The 18,112-nt window shown below is 59.9% G+C and carries 18 protein-coding genes and 4 tRNA genes; 9 read left to right on the top strand and 13 right to left on the bottom strand.

The window, feature by feature from the left end:
- The first annotated feature begins 148 nt into the window (after positions 1-148).
- The 5 genes from KCG87_RS17875 to KCG87_RS17855 all read left to right on the top strand — a co-directional run bounded on the left by KCG87_RS17875 (position 149) and on the right by KCG87_RS17855 (position 2,354).
- Positions 149-224: transfer RNA gene (locus KCG87_RS17875), tRNA-Asn, on the top strand.
- Positions 225-233: 9 nt separating this feature from the next.
- A tRNA-Pro gene (locus KCG87_RS17870) sits at positions 234-310 on the top strand.
- Between the two features lie 5 nt (positions 311-315).
- Positions 316-391, top strand: a tRNA-Lys gene (locus KCG87_RS17865).
- 97 nt (positions 392-488) lie between these two features.
- Positions 489-565: transfer RNA gene (locus KCG87_RS17860), tRNA-Pro, on the top strand.
- A 163-nt stretch (positions 566-728) separates the two neighbouring features.
- Positions 729-2,354 (top strand): methyl-accepting chemotaxis protein, encoded by a 1,626-nt coding sequence (locus tag KCG87_RS17855; protein WP_210558641.1) that lies wholly within the window; start codon positions 729-731, stop codon positions 2,352-2,354.
- Between the two features lie 151 nt (positions 2,355-2,505).
- Here the strand turns inward: KCG87_RS17855 and KCG87_RS17850 are convergent, their stop codons facing one another.
- The 4 genes from KCG87_RS17850 to KCG87_RS17835 all read right to left on the bottom strand — a co-directional run bounded on the left by KCG87_RS17850 (position 2,506) and on the right by KCG87_RS17835 (position 5,243).
- Entirely contained in the window at positions 2,506-3,804 is a 1,299-nt protein-coding gene (locus tag KCG87_RS17850) for an NAD(P)/FAD-dependent oxidoreductase (protein WP_047600277.1), read from the bottom strand.
- A gap of 63 nt (positions 3,805-3,867) precedes the next feature.
- Positions 3,868-4,041, bottom strand: a complete 174-nt coding sequence (locus KCG87_RS17845; protein WP_003228304.1) for a DUF3094 family protein — start codon at positions 4,039-4,041, stop codon at positions 3,868-3,870.
- 51 nt (positions 4,042-4,092) lie between these two features.
- The gene (locus tag KCG87_RS17840) at positions 4,093-4,620 is read right to left on the bottom strand and encodes an MOSC domain-containing protein (protein WP_098965671.1); all 528 of its coding nucleotides are present in this window, start codon (positions 4,618-4,620) and stop codon (positions 4,093-4,095) included.
- Complete coding sequence (locus KCG87_RS17835) at positions 4,617-5,243, bottom strand: DUF1780 domain-containing protein (RefSeq protein WP_003228301.1); 627 nt, start codon at positions 5,241-5,243, stop codon at positions 4,617-4,619. Before KCG87_RS17835 ends, KCG87_RS17840 begins: the two co-directional genes overlap by 4 nt.
- A 117-nt stretch (positions 5,244-5,360) precedes the next feature.
- On the opposite strand from KCG87_RS17835, the gene KCG87_RS17830 reads away from it, so the two are divergent.
- Complete coding sequence (locus KCG87_RS17830; RefSeq protein ID WP_135296585.1) at positions 5,361-6,050, top strand: energy-coupling factor ABC transporter permease; 690 nt, start codon at positions 5,361-5,363, stop codon at positions 6,048-6,050.
- 65 nt (positions 6,051-6,115) lie between these two features.
- A complete protein-coding gene (locus tag KCG87_RS17825) occupies positions 6,116-6,331 on the top strand; it encodes a hypothetical protein (RefSeq protein ID WP_003228298.1) in 216 nt (71 codons plus the stop codon).
- Between the two features lie 6 nt (positions 6,332-6,337).
- Here the strand turns inward: KCG87_RS17825 and yacG are convergent, their stop codons facing one another.
- Genes yacG through pilB form a run of 5 tightly spaced genes read right to left on the bottom strand, consistent with a single transcriptional unit; the run spans position 6,338 to position 10,946 of the window.
- Positions 6,338-6,535, bottom strand: coding sequence for a DNA gyrase inhibitor YacG (yacG, locus tag KCG87_RS17820; protein WP_003228296.1), 198 nt, complete (start codon positions 6,533-6,535; stop codon positions 6,338-6,340).
- Positions 6,532-7,155, bottom strand: a complete 624-nt coding sequence (coaE, locus tag KCG87_RS17815; RefSeq protein ID WP_210558642.1) for a dephospho-CoA kinase — start codon at positions 7,153-7,155, stop codon at positions 6,532-6,534. The genes yacG and coaE overlap by 4 nt, the downstream gene beginning before the upstream one ends.
- Positions 7,152-8,024, bottom strand: coding sequence for an A24 family peptidase (locus KCG87_RS17810; RefSeq protein ID WP_210558643.1), 873 nt, complete (start codon positions 8,022-8,024; stop codon positions 7,152-7,154). The genes coaE and KCG87_RS17810 overlap by 4 nt, the downstream gene beginning before the upstream one ends.
- A gap of 1 nt (position 8,025) precedes the next feature.
- The gene (locus KCG87_RS17805; protein ID WP_098965663.1) at positions 8,026-9,243 is read right to left on the bottom strand and encodes a type II secretion system F family protein; all 1,218 of its coding nucleotides are present in this window, start codon (positions 9,241-9,243) and stop codon (positions 8,026-8,028) included.
- A gap of 2 nt (positions 9,244-9,245) precedes the next feature.
- Positions 9,246-10,946, bottom strand: coding sequence for a type IV-A pilus assembly ATPase PilB (pilB, locus tag KCG87_RS17800; protein ID WP_098965662.1), 1,701 nt, complete (start codon positions 10,944-10,946; stop codon positions 9,246-9,248).
- A gap of 228 nt (positions 10,947-11,174) precedes the next feature.
- Here pilB and KCG87_RS17795 point away from each other — a divergent pair, with 228 nt between their 5' ends.
- Together KCG87_RS17795 and KCG87_RS17790 are read left to right on the top strand one after the other, a co-directional pair.
- Positions 11,175-11,612 (top strand): pilin, encoded by a 438-nt coding sequence (locus KCG87_RS17795; RefSeq protein WP_097089220.1) that lies wholly within the window; start codon positions 11,175-11,177, stop codon positions 11,610-11,612.
- A 297-nt stretch (positions 11,613-11,909) separates the two neighbouring features.
- On the top strand, positions 11,910-12,266 hold the full coding sequence (locus KCG87_RS17790; RefSeq protein WP_025108814.1) for a BON domain-containing protein: 357 nt from the start codon (positions 11,910-11,912) through the stop codon (positions 12,264-12,266).
- A 265-nt stretch (positions 12,267-12,531) separates the two neighbouring features.
- Here the strand turns inward: KCG87_RS17790 and KCG87_RS17785 are convergent, their stop codons facing one another.
- From KCG87_RS17785 to KCG87_RS17770, 4 genes are all read right to left on the bottom strand, one after another.
- Positions 12,532-12,828, bottom strand: coding sequence for a DUF2845 domain-containing protein (locus KCG87_RS17785; protein ID WP_134787354.1), 297 nt, complete (start codon positions 12,826-12,828; stop codon positions 12,532-12,534).
- Complete coding sequence (locus KCG87_RS17780) at positions 12,828-15,776, bottom strand: DUF748 domain-containing protein (RefSeq protein WP_210558644.1); 2,949 nt, start codon at positions 15,774-15,776, stop codon at positions 12,828-12,830. Before KCG87_RS17780 ends, KCG87_RS17785 begins: the two co-directional genes overlap by 1 nt.
- 218 nt (positions 15,777-15,994) lie before the next feature.
- Positions 15,995-17,011 carry a class I SAM-dependent methyltransferase gene (locus KCG87_RS17775; protein WP_098965654.1) on the bottom strand — a complete coding sequence of 339 codons (1,017 nt, stop codon included), beginning with the start codon at positions 17,009-17,011 and terminating at the stop codon, positions 15,995-15,997.
- A gap of 184 nt (positions 17,012-17,195) precedes the next feature.
- The gene (locus KCG87_RS17770; protein WP_210558645.1) at positions 17,196-18,068 is read right to left on the bottom strand and encodes an oxygenase MpaB family protein; all 873 of its coding nucleotides are present in this window, start codon (positions 18,066-18,068) and stop codon (positions 17,196-17,198) included.
- Positions 18,069-18,112 lie beyond the last annotated feature (44 nt).

The raw sequence follows: 18,112 nt of genomic DNA, 5'->3' as shown, positions 1-18,112 counted from the left end.
GTTGCAAATCATTAACTTGAAAGCGATTTAGGGGGTTGACAGAGGTGTTCTAGGTTGTAGAATAGCGCGCCTCAGACACACGAACGCAGCGATGCGAACGGAAGTCTAAGAGCTGTAAGTTTCATCGTTGTAAATTGAAATATGTAGTTCCGTGATAGCTCAGTCGGTAGAGCAAATGACTGTTAATCATTGGGTCCCAGGTTCGAGTCCTGGTCACGGAGCCAATTTCAAACCGGGGTATAGCGCAGTCCGGTAGCGCGCCTGCTTTGGGAGCAGGATGTCAGGAGTTCGAATCCCCTTACCCCGACCATTTTTGGGTCGTTAGCTCAGTTGGTAGAGCAGTTGGCTTTTAACCAATTGGTCGTAGGTTCGAATCCCACACGACCCACCATTTTTGAAACCAGGTAACACTGGGATCGAATCTTAAGATCAGAGGCCAAAAGCGCTGATCGAAGAAGGCGATCTTTGATAGGTCGCCTTTTTTTTACCGGGGTATAGCGCAGTCCGGTAGCGCGCCTGCTTTGGGAGCAGGATGTCAGGAGTTCGAATCCCCTTACCCCGACCATATTAAAAATCCTCGTATCGAAAGATACGGGGATTTTTTTTGTCCTCGCGAAAGACAATTCCCTTCAAGTCATCGTACAACTTGCCGATAGCCCGCTAACGAGAGGGGGACTGCCGCTGTTCGCCCCTTCAATCTGGCCAATACAAGAATAAGGGCGTCCGTCATGTTGCTTCGTCAGTTGAATATTGCTCCACGTGCCGCACTGGGTTTCGCCCTGATCGCGGTCCTGGTGGCGCTGCTTGGGGTATTCGCCTTGGGGCAGATGTCGAGCATCCGTAACAGTGAGGTCGCGGTAGAGAGCCAGTGGTTGCCGAGCATTCGCGGCGGTGACGAGATTCGCGAGCTGATGTTGCGGATCCGCACGATTTCCCTGCGCATGGCGCTTGATCAGGATCCGAAGAACGTCGCGACTTACCGCAGCCAGATGGATACCCGCGACAAGGAGCTGAGCGAGAAGATCGCCGCCTACGACAAACTGGTCACCACGGCGGAAGGCCAGCAGCTCTATGACCAGTTCAAAACAACCTTCGCCGCGTATCGCACCGGCATCGCGCAATCCTTCACCCTGGCCGATCAAGGCCAGCGTGATGAACTGACCAAATTGTTGCTGGTTGATATGAAGACCGTGGTCGACGGCTCCGGCAAGCAGCTCAATGACCTGGCGGATCTGTTCGCCAAACAGGTTGCTGCGGAGAGCCAGAAATCCGCTGACCACTATCAGACCTCACGCACCATCGTCAGTCTGTTCATCGCGCTGGCGGCGCTGGCCACGGTGGCGCTGGCCATGTTGCTCACCCGCAGCATCATTCGTCCGTTGAGCACGGCCGTCAGCGCTGCCGAAAGTGTGGCCCAAGGCGACCTGACCCGACCGATCGAAACCCACGGTAACGATGAAGTCAGCCGCTTACTCAAGGCCTTGGCAACCATGCAGCAGAACCTGCGGGAAACGCTGCAAGGCATCAGCGGTTCGGCCACGCAATTGGCCACCGCTGCCGATGAGCTCAACGCGGTGACGCTCGACAGCACACAAGGCCTGCAGCAGCAGAACAACGAAATCGAACAGGCCGCCACGGCGGTCAATGAAATGACCACGGCCGTTGAAGAAGTCGCGCGCAATGCGGTGTCGACGTCCGATGCCACCCGCCAATCCAGTGAGTCGGCGCAACTGGGGCAGGCGCGGGTCAGTGACACCGCATCGGCGATCAATGCGCTGGCCAGCGATGTGCAGCACACCGGCGAATTGGTGCAATCGCTGGCCAACCAGTCGCAAGACATCGGCAAAGTGCTGGATGTGATCCGTGCGATTGCCGAGCAGACTAATCTGCTTGCGCTCAACGCTGCCATCGAGGCGGCCCGCGCAGGGGAGAGCGGACGCGGTTTTGCGGTGGTTGCCGATGAGGTGCGGGCGCTGGCCTATCGCACTCAGCAATCGACGCAGGAGATCGAGCAGATGGTGCAGGGCATGCGCACCGGTTCAAGCCTGGCGCTGGATTCGATGCAGGCCAGCGCTGCGCGGGCCACGACCACGCTGGCGTTGGCCGAGCGCGCCGGGGAGGCGCTGGAAACCATCACCGCGTCAGTGCATGAGATTCATGAGCGCAATCTGGTGATTGCCAGTGCGGCGGAGGAGCAGGCGCAAGTCGCGCGGGAAGTGGATCGTAATCTGGTGAATATTCGCGACCTGTCAGTCCGTTCGGCAGCGGGAGCCGATCAGACCAGCGCGTCGAGTCACGAACTGTCGCAACTGGCCAACGCGCTGCAAGGCATGGTACGGCGCTTCCAGCTCTGATGTGCAGAGATCGATTGCAGGAGTGAGCTGGATTTTTGAGCTGCGCAAAACAGTGTGGGAGCGGGCTTGCTCGCGAAAGCGGTGTATCAGTCGACATGAATGTTGAATGACACGACCTCTTCGCGAGCAAGCCCGCTCCCACAGTTTTAGATCAATGCAGCTTCAAGCGTGGCTCGGTGCCGCGGCCGATCTTGCTGCCCAGCATCAGCATCGCCGTGCGGAACGGTCCGTACAGCGCCATCTGGTGCATGCGGTACAGCGACACGTAGAACATCCGCGCCAGCCAGCCCTCCAGCATCACACTGCCGGTCAGGTTACCCATCAAGTTACCCACAGCCGAAAAACGCGACAGCGAAATCAGCGAGCCGTAGTCGGTGTACTTGTACTCCGGCAGGGTTTTGCCCTCGATGCGCAGCTTCAGTGACTTGGCCAGCAACGACGCCTGTTGGTGCGCGGCTTGCGCACGCGGCGGCACGTTGCGATCCGAACCCGGTTGCGGGCAGGCGGCGCAGTCACCGAAGGCGAAAATGTTTTCGTCGCGGGTGGTCTGCAACGTCGGCAGCACTTGCAGTTGATTGATACGGTTGGTTTCCAGACCGTCGATGTCCTTGAGGAAACCCGGCGCGCGAATCCCGGCGGCCCAGACTTTCAGGCTGGCCTTGATCACATTGCCATCGGCGGTGATCAGGCTGTCGGCGGTCACTTCGCTGACCGAAGCGTTGGTCATCACATTGACCCCGAGTTTCTCCAGAGTCTTGTGCACCGGGCCGCTGATGCGCTCCGGCAGGGCTGGCAGCACCCGAGGGCCGGCTTCGATCAGGGTTATGTGCATGTTTTCCGGTTTGATTCGGTCCAGACCGTAGGCCGCCAGTTCGTGTGCGGCATTGTGCAGTTCTGCCGCCAGCTCGACACCCGTGGCGCCGGCCCCGACGATCGCCACACTGATCTGCTCGACCACATCGGTCTGCCCGGCATGCGCGCGCAGGTAATGGTTGAGCAGTTGCTGGTGAAAGCGCTCGGCCTGTTTGCGGGTGTCGAGGAACAGGCAGTGCTGCGCAGCGCCCTGGGTGCCGAAATCGTTGGTGGTGCTGCCGACGCTGATCACCAGCGAGTCGTAGGCCACTTCACGCGCAGGAACCAGTTCCACGCCGTTTTCGTCGTAGGTGGCGGCCAGCTGGATTTTCTTCTGCGCGCGATCAAGCCCGCTCATGCGTCCCAGCTGGAACTCGAAGTGGTTCCATTTCGCCTGGGCAACATAGTTGAGTTCATCCTCGGAAGAGTTCAGCGATCCGGCGGCCACTTCGTGCAGCAGGGGCTTCCAGATGTGCGTGAGGTTCGCGTCGACCAGCATCACACTGGCCGTGCCGCGCTTGCCCAGAGTCTTACCCAGACGGGTAGCCAACTCCAGACCGCCGGCGCCGCCGCCGACAATAACAATACGATGGGACATAGGGATCACTCGCAAGGTTTTTAAAGGAAATCGGTGCAATCACCTTCGCGAGCGCAATGCTGCTCATAGCGTCAGGTAACTGATAAGTCGGCTCAGCAGGCCCAGACCAATGGTCACTGCCAGCACCAGCACCAGGAGCATCCACGGCCGAAAAGGCCGTCGCTCGACACGGTGTTGGGACAGTTGCAGGTACTCTTCGACATGCTTTTGGTCTTCGGGGTTCAGGCGGCTGGTCATAAAGGCCTCGTCAGGTAGACGTTGCTGAATGTGCAGAAGCTACAGCGGTTTTCAACCGGGGTTGAACGCAGCATAGCCGCTGTCCGGAACCGGTTCGACAGACACACCGTCGTCGAGGCGAATGATCCCGCTTTGTAACACCCGCGCGGTAATTCCGCCATGCCCGCGCACCGCTTGAAAGGTGCCGGGACCGAGGTTGTTTTGCAGGCGCGCGCAGGGCTGGCACCAACCGGTGGTCTCGAATATTGCCTGACCGATGCGAAAGCGCCGACCCTTGAGACTAAACAGATTGATACCGCTGATGACCAGATTGCGCCGCAGGTCTTCAGGCCTCACGGGTTGATCGTCAGGCCGGCCCATCAACGCGCTGATGACCGCCAGGTGTTCGAACTGAATCAACGTTACTTGCCGTGCGTTGCGTACACCCGGGCGGGCGTGATCGCCGGTCAACCCCGCTTCGAGCCGTGCCTCGACCGCGTCTAGCTCGATCATCGGGCCGCGAGACTCGGGGCGCACGCCGATCCAGCGTACGCGGCCAGTCTGCGGGACGTCGGCAATCAACTGCTGCAGCGGCGTCACAGGCTGATCCCGACATCGAAGACGATACTGCGACCGAGGTTGCTGCGCAGAAAGTCCGGCGCATCGGGATGGGCGAACAGCACCCGGGCGAAGGTCGGGCCGACCAGCGACAGCGAGCGCCAACCCTGACGCAGATACTCGGTCGGCGGTGGAAAATGGCTGTTGAGGTCCAGCACTTCGCGCTTAAGGCTGGCGAAGGCGATGATGTCCAGTTCGCCCAGATCCATGCCGCGTTCCTTGTAGTTGTGCGCTTTTTTGCGCAAGGTCGGCGCCAGTCGCAGCAAGAATTCATTGGCCGGGATCCGCCGTGGCTTGGCTTCACGACGCACCAACTGGCTGAGGGAAAACGCACTGCGGCGGCGTTGCAGTTCATCGCGCCATTCGTCGTTGAGTCGGCGCCCTTCATCGAGAACGAAGAACACTTCGAAATTGGCATCGCGAAACAGCACGTCCGGCGGCTCGCCGGCGGGGGCGAACTCATCGGCACGGTAGGGAATGTTCAAGCCTTGCAGCAGGCGCTGGCAGACCCAACGCTCACGCTCCCATTTGCGGGCATTGGACAGGAACGCGTTGGCTTGCTCGGCCGCAATGGTCAGCAGGCGTAAGTAATCTGAGTCATCCATAGGCCAAGCTTAGCGTTCAAATGCGACAAGCAGAAAGCTTTGCATCGGCTGATGCCCGGAAGAGGGCGGTGTAGACTCCGATGAAGGAATCAAACCCATGGAGAAGGTAAGGGATTCATGATCGGTGCAGAACTGCTGTCGTCGACGAGCCTGACACTCGGCTGGCTGATTTACCTGCCGGTGTTGTTGTGGGCGATCTGTCGTGCGCCGTGGGTCGAGTTGTTCACTGACAGTCGCCGCCAGCATCTGCTGTTCGGCACGGTGTTCGCCTTGTTTCTGCTGTGGATGGTGCGCAGGGATTTCGACACCGGGGTTTCTTATCACTTCATCGGCATGACCGCCGTGACGTTGCTGCTCGACTGGCCGCTGGCGATCATCGGCGGGCTGGTGGCGCAGCTCGGGCTGGTGTTGCTCGGGCGCCAGGATCTGGCGGCGGTCGGGGTCAACGGTACGTTGCTGATCCTGTTGCCGGTGTTGATCACCGAGTGCGTGGCGATCCTCGTCGAGCGCGCCCAGCCGCGTAATCCGTTTGTGTATATCTTCTGTTCCGGGTTCTTTGCCGCAGCGTTGTCCGCATTGCTGTGTCTGACGCTGAGTCTGGGCCTGCTGTGGTACGACGGTCTGTTTGCCATGCCGGAATGGCTGGAAGATTTCATCGGCTACCTGTGGCTGCTGATCTTTCCCGAAGCGTTCATCAACGGCATGGTGATCAGCGCGCTGGTGGTGTTCAGCCCCGAGTGGCTGGAAACCTTCAACCGCACCCGCTACCTTTCGGCGCCCTGGAAGGACGACGATCCCAAGTCTTGATCCACATCAAATCCGTCATCCACGCGGCATTTCATGCTCGGCCAAATTCCTTCAGGAGCAGCGGCATGAGTGTTTACGAGTGGGCGAGGCAGGAGACCCGGCAGAGTCTGGACATGGCGCTGGAGGTGGGCTTCGATCCGGGCCTGAGTTTGCGCGCCTTGCTCAGCGCGGTGGTGCAACAGAGCAAGACGGTGCGCAACGCCGAAGACCTGGCCGACGAGTTGCGCTTTCTCGCGGAAAACCTCGACGACGATCAGGACTACGGCTTCATGCGGCCCTGATCGCGATCAGTGACGCGGGTCGAAATCGCCGGAGAACATTTCGTCTTCGGCATCCGGGGCGACCGGAATCTTGTGCTCTTCGGACGCCCAGGCGCCGAGGTCGATCAGCTTGCAGCGATCGGAGCAGAACGGGCGGAATTTGTTCTCGGGGGTAAATTCCACGGGGGCGCCGCAGGTTGGGCATTCGACGGTTGTAGGGCTCATGACTGGCCTCCGGATAAAGTCAGGTAAAAGTGATGCAGGCGCTCGACTTCGCTGTGCAACGAGGCGAGGTCGCGGTCGTTGACCACCACATCATCGGCACGGCTCACGCGGTCTTCACGGCTGGACTGGGCCTTGAGGATCGCCTGGACCTGCTGTTCGCTGGTCTGGTCACGCTGCAAGGTGCGTTCGATCTGCAGTTGTTGCGGGGCATCGATCACCAGAATTCTTTGAGTCATCGCGTACTGCCCGGATTCGATCAGCAACGGTGAAACCAGAATCGCGTAAGGCGATGTTGCCAGCCCCAGATGGTGCGCGATTTCCTCGGCGATCAACGGATGCAGCAGGGCTTCGAGCCAGCGGCGTTCTTCAGGCACTTCAAAGATCAACTTGCGCAGGGCCGCACGGTTCAGCGTGCCATCGGCTTGCAGGACACCGGAACCGAAGTGTTCAGCAATCTTCGCCAGTGCCGGGCGCCCCGGCTCGACCACCCAGCGCGCCGCGTGGTCGGCGTCGACCACATGGATCCCGAGATCGATGAAGTGCTGGGCCGCGGCGCTTTTGCCGCTGCCGATGCCGCCGGTCAGGCCGAGAATCCAGGGTTTTTCCACAGGGGTATTCATTTCAAACCGACAAACTGCCAATAGAAGTCGGTTATTTGACCACCCCAGAGCAAGGCAATCCAGCCGGCAATTGCCAGATACGGGCCGAAGGGCATCGGCGTCGAGGTTTTCTGCTCACGCAGACGTAGCAGAATCACTCCGACAATCGCCCCCACCAGCGACGACAGCAGGATTGTCAGCGGCAGAATCTGCCAGCCGCCCCAGGCCCCGAGCAGCGCCAGCAGCTTGAAATCGCCGTGGCCGATGCCGTCCTTGCCGGTCAGCAGCTTGAACAGCCAGAACACCGACCACAGCGCCATGTAACCGGCCACCGCACCCCACAACGCCGCGTGCAGCGAGACGAAAAGCCCGAAACTGTTGACGATCAGCCCCAGCCACAACAACGGCAACACCAGCACATCGGGCAGCAGTTGATGTTCGGTGTCGATCAGGCTCATCGCCAGCAGCCCCCAGGTAAGGACGATCAACAGGCCCGCCGGCCAGCCGAAACCCAAATGCCAGGCAACGAATGCCGAAAGCAGGCCGCAGGCCAGTTCGGTCAGGGGATAACGTTTGCTGATGGGCGCGGCACACGCCGAACAGCGTCCGCGCAGCACCAGGTAACTGAGCAGCGGAATGTTTTCCCAAGCCCGAATCCGGTGGCCGCAGTGTGGGCACTGGGAGTGCGGCAGCATCAGGTTGTAGGTCGGCAGTGGCGTTTCGGTCGGCAGGCCGAGGACGTCCTGCGCCTGCTGGCGCCAATCGCGCTCGAGCATTCTCGGCAGGCGCCAGACCAGTACGTTGAGGAAACTGCCGACCACCAGACCCAACAGCAGGGCGGTGCACACAAAGGCCAGCGGATACAGACTGAAGAGTTCGTCGATAGGCATGTCAGATCGCTGAGCCAAGCTGGAAGATCGGCAGGTACATGGCCACGACCAGCCCGCCGACGATGACCCCGAGCACCACCATGACGAACGGCTCCATCAGGCTGGTGAGGTTGTCGACCATGTTATCCACTTCCTCTTCATAAAAACCGGCGACCTTGTCGAGCATGTCATCCAGCGCGCCCGATTCCTCACCGATGGCGGTCATCTGCACCGCCATGTTGGGGAAGACGCCGGTGCTGCGCATCGAGAAATTCAGCTGCATGCCGGTGGCGACGTCCTGACGGATGCGCAGCACCGCGCGTTTGAACACCACGTTACCGGTGGCACCCGCCACCGAATCCAGTGCCTCCACCAGCGGTACGCCAGCGGCAAAGGTAGTCGACAGGGTGCGGGCGAATCGCGCCACTGCCGATTTGTACATCAGCGTGCCCACCAGCGGCAGCTTCAGCAGCCAGGTGTCCTTGCGGTCGCGCAAGGCCTGGGACTTCTTCAGCGCATGGCGGATGCCGAACACCGCCGCGATCAGCGCACCAAGTACCGCCCACCACCATTGCTGCAGGAACTCCGAGATACTGATTACCATCAGGGTGAAGGCCGGCAATTCGGCGCCGAAGCCGGAAAATACCGACTGAAACTGCGGCACCACTTTTACCAGCAGAATCCCGGTAACGACCATTGCCACCAGCACCACGGCGCTGGGGTAGGTCAGGGCTTTCTTGATCTTGGCCTTGAGCGCTTCGCTTTTTTCCTTATAGGTCGCGACCCGCTCAAGCAACGTATCGAGGGCGCCGGATTGCTCGCCGGCATCCACCAGGTTGCAATACAGCTCATCGAAATACTGCGGTTTCTTGCGCAGTGCGGCGGCGAAGCTGTTGCCGGCGGCCACTTCCTGCTTCACCTCGTCTACCAGTTTGCGCATCGCCGGGTTGTCGAAGCCTTCGCCAATGATGTCGAACGACTGCAGCAGCGGTACGCCGGCTTTCATCATGGTTGCCATCTGCCGGGTGAACAGGGCGATGTCCTGGGCCTTGATGCGTTTGCCGAGGCTGAGCAGGGAGGTGGATTTCTTCCGTACCTTGCCCGGATTGATTCCTTGCTTGCGCAGTTGGGCCTTGATCAGCGCGGGGTTCTGCCCGCTCAACTCGCCCGTGACTTTGCTGCCTTTGCGATCCGTGCCTTCCCAGGCGTAGATGCTGATTTTCGCTGCCTTGACCGCCATGTTCAGTCCTTGGTGACCCGGTTGATTTCTTCCAGGCTGGTGATGCCTTGCATGGCCTTGTGCAGGCCCGAGGTGCGCAGGTCGTCGAAGCCGTCGCGACGCATCTGGCTGTCGATTTCCAGCGAATTGCCTTCGGCCATGATCAGCCGTTGCAGGTCAGGGGTGTTTTTCACCACTTCGTAAATCCCCACGCGTCCCTTGTAGCCGCCGTTGCAGAGGTCGCAACCGACCGGCTCATAGATCGTGAAACTGCCGATCTGTTCCGGCGGGAAACCTTCCTTGATCAGTGTTTCGCGGGGGATCTCGATCGGTTTCTTGCAGTGGCTGCACAGCTTGCGCGCCAGGCGCTGTGCGATGATCAGGCTGACCGAGGTGGCGATGTTGAACCCGGGAATGCCCATGTTGTGCAGACGGGTCAGGGTTTCGGCAGCGCTGTTGGTGTGCAGCGTGGACAGCACCAGGTGGCCGGTCTGCGCGGCCTTGATCGCGATTTCGGCGGTTTCCAGGTCGCGGATTTCCCCGACCATGATCACGTCCGGATCCTGCCGCAGAAACGAACGCAGGGCCTGAGCAAAATCCAGCCCCTGTTTCGGATTGACGTTGACCTGGTTGATGCCTTCCATGTTGATTTCCACCGGGTCTTCGGCGGTGGAAATGTTGATGTCGACGGTGTTGAGAATATTGAGGCCGGTGTACAGCGATACGGTTTTCCCCGACCCGGTAGGTCCGGTTACCAGAATCATCCCTTGGGGCTGCTTGAGCGCGGCCATGTACAGGTCTTTCTGCGCCGGTTCGTAACCCAATGCATCGATGCCGATCTGCGCGCTGGACGGGTCGAGAATCCGGATCACCACTTTTTCGCCCCATAGGGTCGGTAAAGTGTTGACCCGGAAGTCGATGGACTTGGTCTTCGACAGGCGCATCTTGATCCGCCCGTCCTGGGGTTTGCGCCGTTCCGAGATATCCAGGCTGGCCATGACTTTCAGGCGTGCGGCGATTCGCCCGGCCAACTGGATCGGCGGTTTGGCCACCTCGCGCAGGATGCCATCGGTGCGCACCCGCACCCGGAAGGTCTTTTCGTAAGGTTCGAAGTGCAGGTCAGAGGAGCCACTCTTGATCGCGTCGAGCAGCATCTTGTGCACGAAACGCACGACCGGCGCGTCATCGGCGTCGAGTCCGCCGATGGCGTCCTGGCGGCTGTCGTCGACGGACTCGACATCCACGCCGTCGAGATCGACGTCGGCCATTTCTTCGAGGCCGCTGGCGTGGGTGTCGAAGAATTTCTCGATGGCCTCGGTGAGCTTGTCGTCCTCCACCAGAATGGCTTCGGTACTCAGCCCGGTGCTGAACTGAATGTCATTGATCGCCTGATGATTGCTCGGGTCGGAAATGCCCACGAACAGCTTGTTGCCACGGCGCCACAAGGGCAGGGCGTGATGCTGGCGCACCAGTTTTTCACTGACCAGGCCTTTGGGCTGGGTTTCCTTGTCCAGGCAATTGAGGTCCATGAAGGCCATACCGAAATGCTCGGAAGCGATCTCGGCCACCTGTGAGCTCTTCACCAGTTTGTTCTGCACCAGGTAGCTGACCAGCGACAGCCGATTGCGCTGCGCCTGTTGCCAAGCCTGCTGGGCGCTTTTTTCCGTAAGCAGTTCGGCCTGCACCAATTGCTTGGCCAGACCGCTCAGAGCGATGTCATTCATGGGGATTCCGGATGCTGACAGTTCATGACTTATAGCCTAGTCAAGTGACAGCGCCAAACACGCCCGGTACAGGTGACAAAAAGTGTCAGATAGTGCGGTTACGGGTTGTAGGAAAGCGCGACACGGCACCTTTATGCCGAGCGTGCGGGGTCTGCAAGCGGTTGGCACGGCCTATGCTGAGCCCTTTGCAGATCATGAGATTCCGACTCATGCATGGAGAGCCTGTCTATGAACAACCAAAAAGGTTTCACTCTGATCGAGCTGCTGATCGTGGTGGCGATCATCGGGATTCTGGCGACCATCGCCCTGCCGCAGTATTCGAAGTATCAGGCGCGATCAAAAGTGACTGCGGGGCTGGCGGAGATCAGTGCGATGAAGGTGCCGTTTGAGGACACCATCAATCAAGGTACCGCTCCGGATATAACCGCTGTGAATGGCGGTACAACCACCACCTCCAACTGTACGGTGGCGGTTACAGGTACAGCGGCGACGGGGGCGGGCAGCATCAGCTGCACACTGCTCAACGCGCCGGGACCGGTACTGGGCAAAACCATCACGCTTACTCGTTCGGGCGCTGCTACGGGTAATACCTCTGGTGTGTGGACCTGTGCCACGACAGTCAATCCCGATTACTCGCCAAAAGGCTGCACTGCCAGCGGCACTTGATGCGATGGCCTGATTGGCAAGTGCCCCGCTTTGCGGGGCATTTTTTTGTCTTTTGACGCTGGAAAAAAGCTTCAAGAATTTCAGCGTGTTAGGAACTTTCCGAAAAGCCGCAACTTGCATGTCGATAATGCACTTGTCATGCAAATTGCATGATTCCGAAAATTTGCTTAATTCGTAAATCATTGATTTAAAAGGATTTGTTGTCTTTCGAAAAGTTGGCACAGCCTTCGCAATATACCCAGTAACCCTGCTGACAAGACAACCAGCAGACTTTCCAGAAAAACAGGAGTTACTCGTATGAAGAAGTTCGCTATCACTGCCGCTGCTGCTACCGCGCTGACCCTGACCATGGCTTCCGGTGCTTTCGCACAATCCACCCAGGCTACTCAGGCTCCAATGACTCTGGCTGCTGGTGAAATGACCAAGGCTAAAGAAGCTACTTCCGATACCTGGATCACTACCAAAGTCAAAAGCGACCTGGTAACCGAAAAAGGCATCCCAGGTACCGATATCAAAGTTGAAACCAACAAAGGCGTTGTATCACTGTCCTCCACTGTTGCAGTGACCGAGGCTCAGAAAACCACCGCCGTGGCTATCGCCAAGAAAATCAAAGGCGTCAAAGCGGTCTCCGCTGACGGCCTGAAAGCCGAGTAAGGCATGACTTCTCGCCTGGACCGGGAGAAGGCGCGACAGACGGGCCGAGCAATACGTCTGCCGCAACTTTAGAGTTCATGCGAACGGTCACACGGATGTGACCATTACGGGCCCCGGCACTTGTGTCGGGGCCTGTTCTATTTCAGGGGCACCACAAAACAATTGTAGGAGTGAGCCTGCTCGCGATAGCGGTGTGTCAGATTGAGAAATCTGCTGACTGACACACCGCTATCGCGAGCAGGCTCACTCCTACAGGGGGGGTGAATTAATTACCGCGCTTGCTGTTGATCTGCCGCAGACGATTGCCTTCAAAGCGCAGATATTGATACATGCCGTTGCTCGGGCCGTAGGTCCATTCCTCGACCTGAAACTCTTCGCGGCGGTTGGCGCTGCGCTTGTAGCCGAGGACATCGCGGCTCACCGGTTCGCCACACTTCTGCAGTACTTCGCTGGCGCGGTCACCGAGGCTGACCAACTGACTGCCACAGCGCAGCGTGTCGGAGGCCAGCGCAGGGCTGCCAGCGAGCAGCAGCGTCAACGCAGCCAGCCATTTGTGGTTCATCATTCCGCGTCCAGGTGCATTTGCGTCACGACCCGACCATCGCTTTCGGCTTCGCCAAGGTTGGCGTCGATGAAGTACACCCGGTCATCCGCCAGTTGGCCCTTGTCGACCAGATAGTCCTTGATGCTGCTGGCGCGTTCCTGACCCAGCTGCCGCAGCAGTACATCGCTGGAACTCCAGAACTTGATCACACCATCACGCATTTTCGCCGTGCGTTCTTCTTTGCCCAGATCCTTCCATTCGGCCGGTGGCTGAGTTTTCAGACGGGTGCGGTAGATGCCTTCGAGCAGCGGGCCTTTCTCGCTCTCCGGCACTTGCAGCAGTGAAGCCTGGGCCGGCACCTTGTCGCCCCGGCGCTGGAGCATCTTGTAGTAGTTGTACTGGTATTCGCGCTCCAGACGCTGCTCGGCAATCAACGGGCCGTCGCTGCTCTGTGCGGCAGTGCCTTCGATTTCCAGACGCAGGGCTGGACGTTCCTTGAGGGCTTGGGACAGTTTATCCAGCGCTGCTTCGGCATCCTTGCTCAAATCGCTTGAGCCCGCAGCAAATGACACGGTACCGAGGTCTTCGGAGCCGCCACCGTTGATCAGTCCGCCAATCATCTTGAACGGTGCGGCGGCGGCCTTGACGATCAGGTTGCGCAGGGTCTGCCAGACAATCGGCATCACGCTGAACTGCGGGTTGTTGAGGTCGCCGGTCACTGGCAGTTCGATGGAGATCTTGCCGTCTACGTCCTTGAGCAGGGCAATCGCCAGTTTCAGCGGCAGGCTCACGGCATCCGGGCTGTCGACTTTCTCGCCGAGTTGCAACTGCTCGACCACCACTTTGTTTTCAGCCTTCAACTGGCCCTTGGTAATCAGGTAGTGCAGGTCGAGGTTGAGCCGGCCCTTGCGGATGCGGTAACCGGCGAACTTGCCGGAATACGGGGTCAGGGTAGTCAGCTCGACGCGTTTGAAACTGGTGGCGATGTCGAGGCTGGCCATCGGGTCGAACGGATTGACCGCGCCTTTGATGGTCACCGGGGCATAGCGGTCGACCTTGCCCTTGATGTCGACGCTGGCCGGTTTCGCCTGACGACTGTCGATGGTGCCGATCTGGCCGTTGAGCTGTTGAACCGCCGTAGCGAAATTCGGCGTCAGGCTGAAGTCGGCGAAGTTGGCCGAGCCGTCGTTGATCGCAATCGCGCCGATGTGAATGCCCAGTGGTTTGTCTTTACTGGCCGGTTTCGCCGCTGCGGTTTTCGCACCATTGTCGGCGGGCTGCGGGATCAGCAGATCGTCGATGTTGGTGGTGCGGTCGTCGTTGATCATGAACCGCGCGTACGGCTGGAACAGGTTGACCTTGTCGATCGACAGGCTGTCACCGTGTTGATAGTTGATGCCTTCAACCACCACTTGCTGCCACTTGAGGAAGTCGCGGGTTTTCAGGGTGTCGAGGGTGTGCAGTTGATCGATCTGCGCGCGCCCGGTCACGCCGAGTGCGAGGGGGGCGGTGCTCTTGAGGTTGACCTTGAGGTCGCTGCCGAGCATGCCGCTGCGCAGCTCAAGGCGAATGAACGGATTGATGTAGGACTGTGCAACCCGCAGGTCGATGTCCTGGGTTTTCACATTGAGCTGGGCGGTGACCGGCGCGAGGTTGACCACGCCATCGGCGTTGATCTTGCCTTGTTTGCCCAAGCCGCTGTCGAGCCTGACCTTGAAGGGCGAACCGTTGAGGCTGTCGAAATCCTGCAGATCAATGTTCAGCGGCGTCACATCCAGCGCCACCGGCGGGTTGGCCGAACGGTCGGCGAGATGCACGGTGTAGTTGCGTAGCTGGACGTCTTTGAGCAGCACTTGCCAGGGCTTGCTCGGCGCGACCGGTTCTTTCGGCGAGTCGGCGGCGGCCGGAGTGGTCTTGGGTTCGGCGGCGGCCTTGGCGGCAGGTTTCGATGGCTGGCTGGCGAACAGTTTCTGCCAGTCGAGCTGGCCGTCGGCTTCGAGCGCAACCCAGGTTTCCAGTTTGTTGCTGCGGATCTTGCCGACCACTACTTGCTGTTTGGCCAGGTCCAGCGAGGTTTCGCTGACATCGAGGCGTTCGAGTTTTGCCAACGGACGCCCGTCCGGCGCCTTGATCGCGAACGGCGCAATGCTCACCGCGACGTTGTTCAACAGCAGTTCGGTTTCTTTCGACAGATTCAGTTTGTATTCGGTGCTGAGATTCAGCACGCCGTCTTCGAGTACCAGCGGCAGCGCGTCACGCACGTAAGGCCAGAAGGATTTCATCTTGCCGTCGGTGACTTTCAAGGTGCCTTCGGAGGTGAACGGGATCAGGCTGAAGTTGCCTTTCCAGTCGATCTGCCCACCGGCCGGGCCGGCGGCGACCAGGGTCATGTCGGCGTTATCGTCGGGGAGGGTGCTGAGGTTTTTCAGCTCGAAGTCGAGTTTGTCGTAGATGAACTCGATCGGCTCACTCGGCCGGGCGTCCTGGAAATGTACGTTGCCACCGGCCAGCTGGATGCGATCGATGCGCAGCGGGAACGGCTTGGCATTCGGATCGGCCGGGGTCGGTTCGCTGGCGGGAATTTTGAACAGGCCCAGCAGATTGAGCTGGCCGTCCTTGGCGAAGAGGATTTCGGTCTTGGGCTTGTCCAGCTCGATATCGGCCAGATGCAGCGCCTTGGTCCACAGGCTGTCGAGTTGCAGGTTGGCATACAGTCGCTCGAAGCCGACCTGCTCCTTGCCCGGCTCACCGACGACCAAGCCCCACAGGGTGACTTCCAGGCTGAACGGATTGAGTTCGATGCGCTGGATATGCGCGGGCACCGTGGCGTAGTTCGCCAGTTGCTGGTTGGCGATACGCAGGGCGATGCCCGGCAAAATCAGAAACCCCAGCAGGCTGTAGAGGGCCAGAGCAGTCAACAAGGCGCCAATCGCGCGAATCAATCCTTTGGGCATGTGCGGCTTCATCTCTGAATCGGAGTGCCTTGGAGTATGGCACGCGATTCTGGTTCCGAAGTACATCGTGGGGGGCAGGATTGTTCAGATTGTTCTGTAGGACCAAGACACTGTGGGAGCGAGCTTGCTCGCGAAAGCGGTGGATCAGTCGAGAAATATGCTGACTGACGCGCCGCTTTCGCGAGCAAGCTCGCTCCCACATTGGATGGTTGCCAGTCCCGCAGGGGGGGTTACAGCTGCAGGATCAGGGTTTTCAGCGGTGGCTGCTGATCCAGCGACGGGAAATCCGCGCCCGGAGTCATCACGCTCCATTCGCGCACCGGTCGCCCGGCCTTCTCTGCACAACGCAGGACCTGTTCGCGCCAGTCGTCCATGCTGACTTTTGCCAGGTTGTTGCAGCAGATCAGCACGCCGTTGTCAGCGGTGGTCAGCAGCGCCGGTTTGAGCAGGCTCTGATAGTCGCGCAGCAGGTCGACGGTGCCGAAAGCACTCTTGGCCCAAGCGGGCGGGTCGAGCAGCACCAGATCGTATTGGCGCTGGTCGAGGCGCTGATAGCTCGGCAGTTTCTGCCCGCGCCGCTGGCTGATCGGCAGGCCGGCGAGCTGACGGATCGCCGGGAAGTAATCGGACTGGATGAATTGCATCTCGGGCAGTTGCGGGTTGAGCAGGCCGTTTTCTCGGCCGACTGCCAGATTGCCTTCGGCGAAGTCGAGGTTACACACCTCGCGCGCGCCACCGGCAGCGGCACTCAGGCCGACGCCACAGGTGTAGGCAAAGAGGTTGAGCACACTTTTGCCCTTGGCGTGATCCTTGACCCAGCCGCGAGTGTTGCGCAGGTCGAGAAACAGCAGCGGATCCTGCCCGGCATGCCGCCCGCGCACGCGATAGTTCAGGCCCCATTCGTGGCCGACCAGATCCGCCAGTGCGGCGGCGTCGGCTTTGTAGACGCTGTCTTCGCGATCGATGCGCGAGTTGCCCCGGGAGCGGTCGTTGTAGACCAGCAGGGTGTCAAACCCCAGGGTCTGATTGACCATGGCGTGCAGTTGCAGCAGGTCGTCACGCTCCAGGGTCTGGTGAAAACTTTGCACCAGCAATTGCGGACCGTAGCGGTCGACGGTCAGGCCACCGGCGCCTTCCTGGCTGCCGTGGAACAGCCGATAGCAATCGGTGCCCTGGCTGTGCAGCTCAGCGAGCAGATCCTGGCGTTTATCGAGGGCGGCGCGCAGCGCCTGATTCAAGGAAGACATGCGTGCGCCTTGCTGGTGAGAATTGAGGCGCGGGAGTTTAGCAGTTACCGAAGCCCTGAGACATTGCGCAGATCTGTGGCGAGGGAGCTTGCTCCCGCTTGAGTGCGAAGCGCTCGCAACATTCCGAGGGTCGCTGCGCAACCCAGCGGGAGCAAGCTCCCTCGCCACAGGTTCTGTGTATAAATCAGGTGAGCAGTCCCATTCGGCGTTTGGCCCGTTGCACCGACCCGTTGCGCATCGCCCAGCGCAGCATCGGCGCACTGCGCTTCACGCTGGCTCGGATCAACTGGCGTTGCAGCGGGTTCTGCCGTATGCCGAACATGGCGCTGGCCCAGTCCGGCAACAGATCGATGCCGGCCTTCATCATCAAGTCGCCAAACGGTCGGGCCAGCACGCTCGGGGCCGGGGCATCGAGCAGCAGGCGCAGGACTTCGCGGCTGCGCTCATCACAGAGCAATTGCGGACGCATGCGTTGCAGATAGTCGGCCACGGCTTGCCGCGATTTCGGCACATCCCGCGCACCCAGGCGCTCGGCGACCACGGCGATTTCCGCGTAGTAACGATCCTGATCCGCCGCCGACAATTGCGGGTTGCGGTAACGCAAATGCGCGGTGAGGAAGTTGCTGACCTCGGCCACATGCACCCAGGTCAGCAGGTCCGGATCGCTGGCGGCATACGGCCGGCCATCCGGCGCGGTACCGACCACCTGCAGGTGAATGCTGCGCACTTTGTCGATCAGCCATTCGGCGTCACGGCGCGAGCCGAAGGTGGTGCCGGAGACAAACTGACTGGTGCGGCGCAAACGACCGAGCATGTCCTGACGAAAATTCGAATGGTCCCAGACCCCGGCCAGCGCCAGCGGATGCAGGGCTTGCAGCAACAACGCGCTGATGCCGCCGATCAGCATGCTGCTGAAATCGCCGTGCACTTGCCAACTGATCGAGTCCGGGCCGAACAGCCCGGGATCGCCCTTGGGATTTTCCAGGTCAAGCTGACCGAGCGACAGCCCGGTCAGGCTCATGAGTTGCTGTTCGATACGGCTGCGGATGAATTCCATGACAACTCATTGCGGGTGGACGGGCGCGGGCGGTTGGCCGCGCC

The sequence above is a fragment of the Pseudomonas sp. MWU347 genome (assembly GCF_017947305.1).
In the GTDB taxonomy this organism is placed as follows: Bacteria; Pseudomonadota; Gammaproteobacteria; order Pseudomonadales; family Pseudomonadaceae; genus Aquipseudomonas; species Aquipseudomonas putida_A.
The sequence above is the reverse complement of the archived record's forward strand: the minus strand, read 5'-3'. Positions and strand labels throughout refer to the sequence as shown.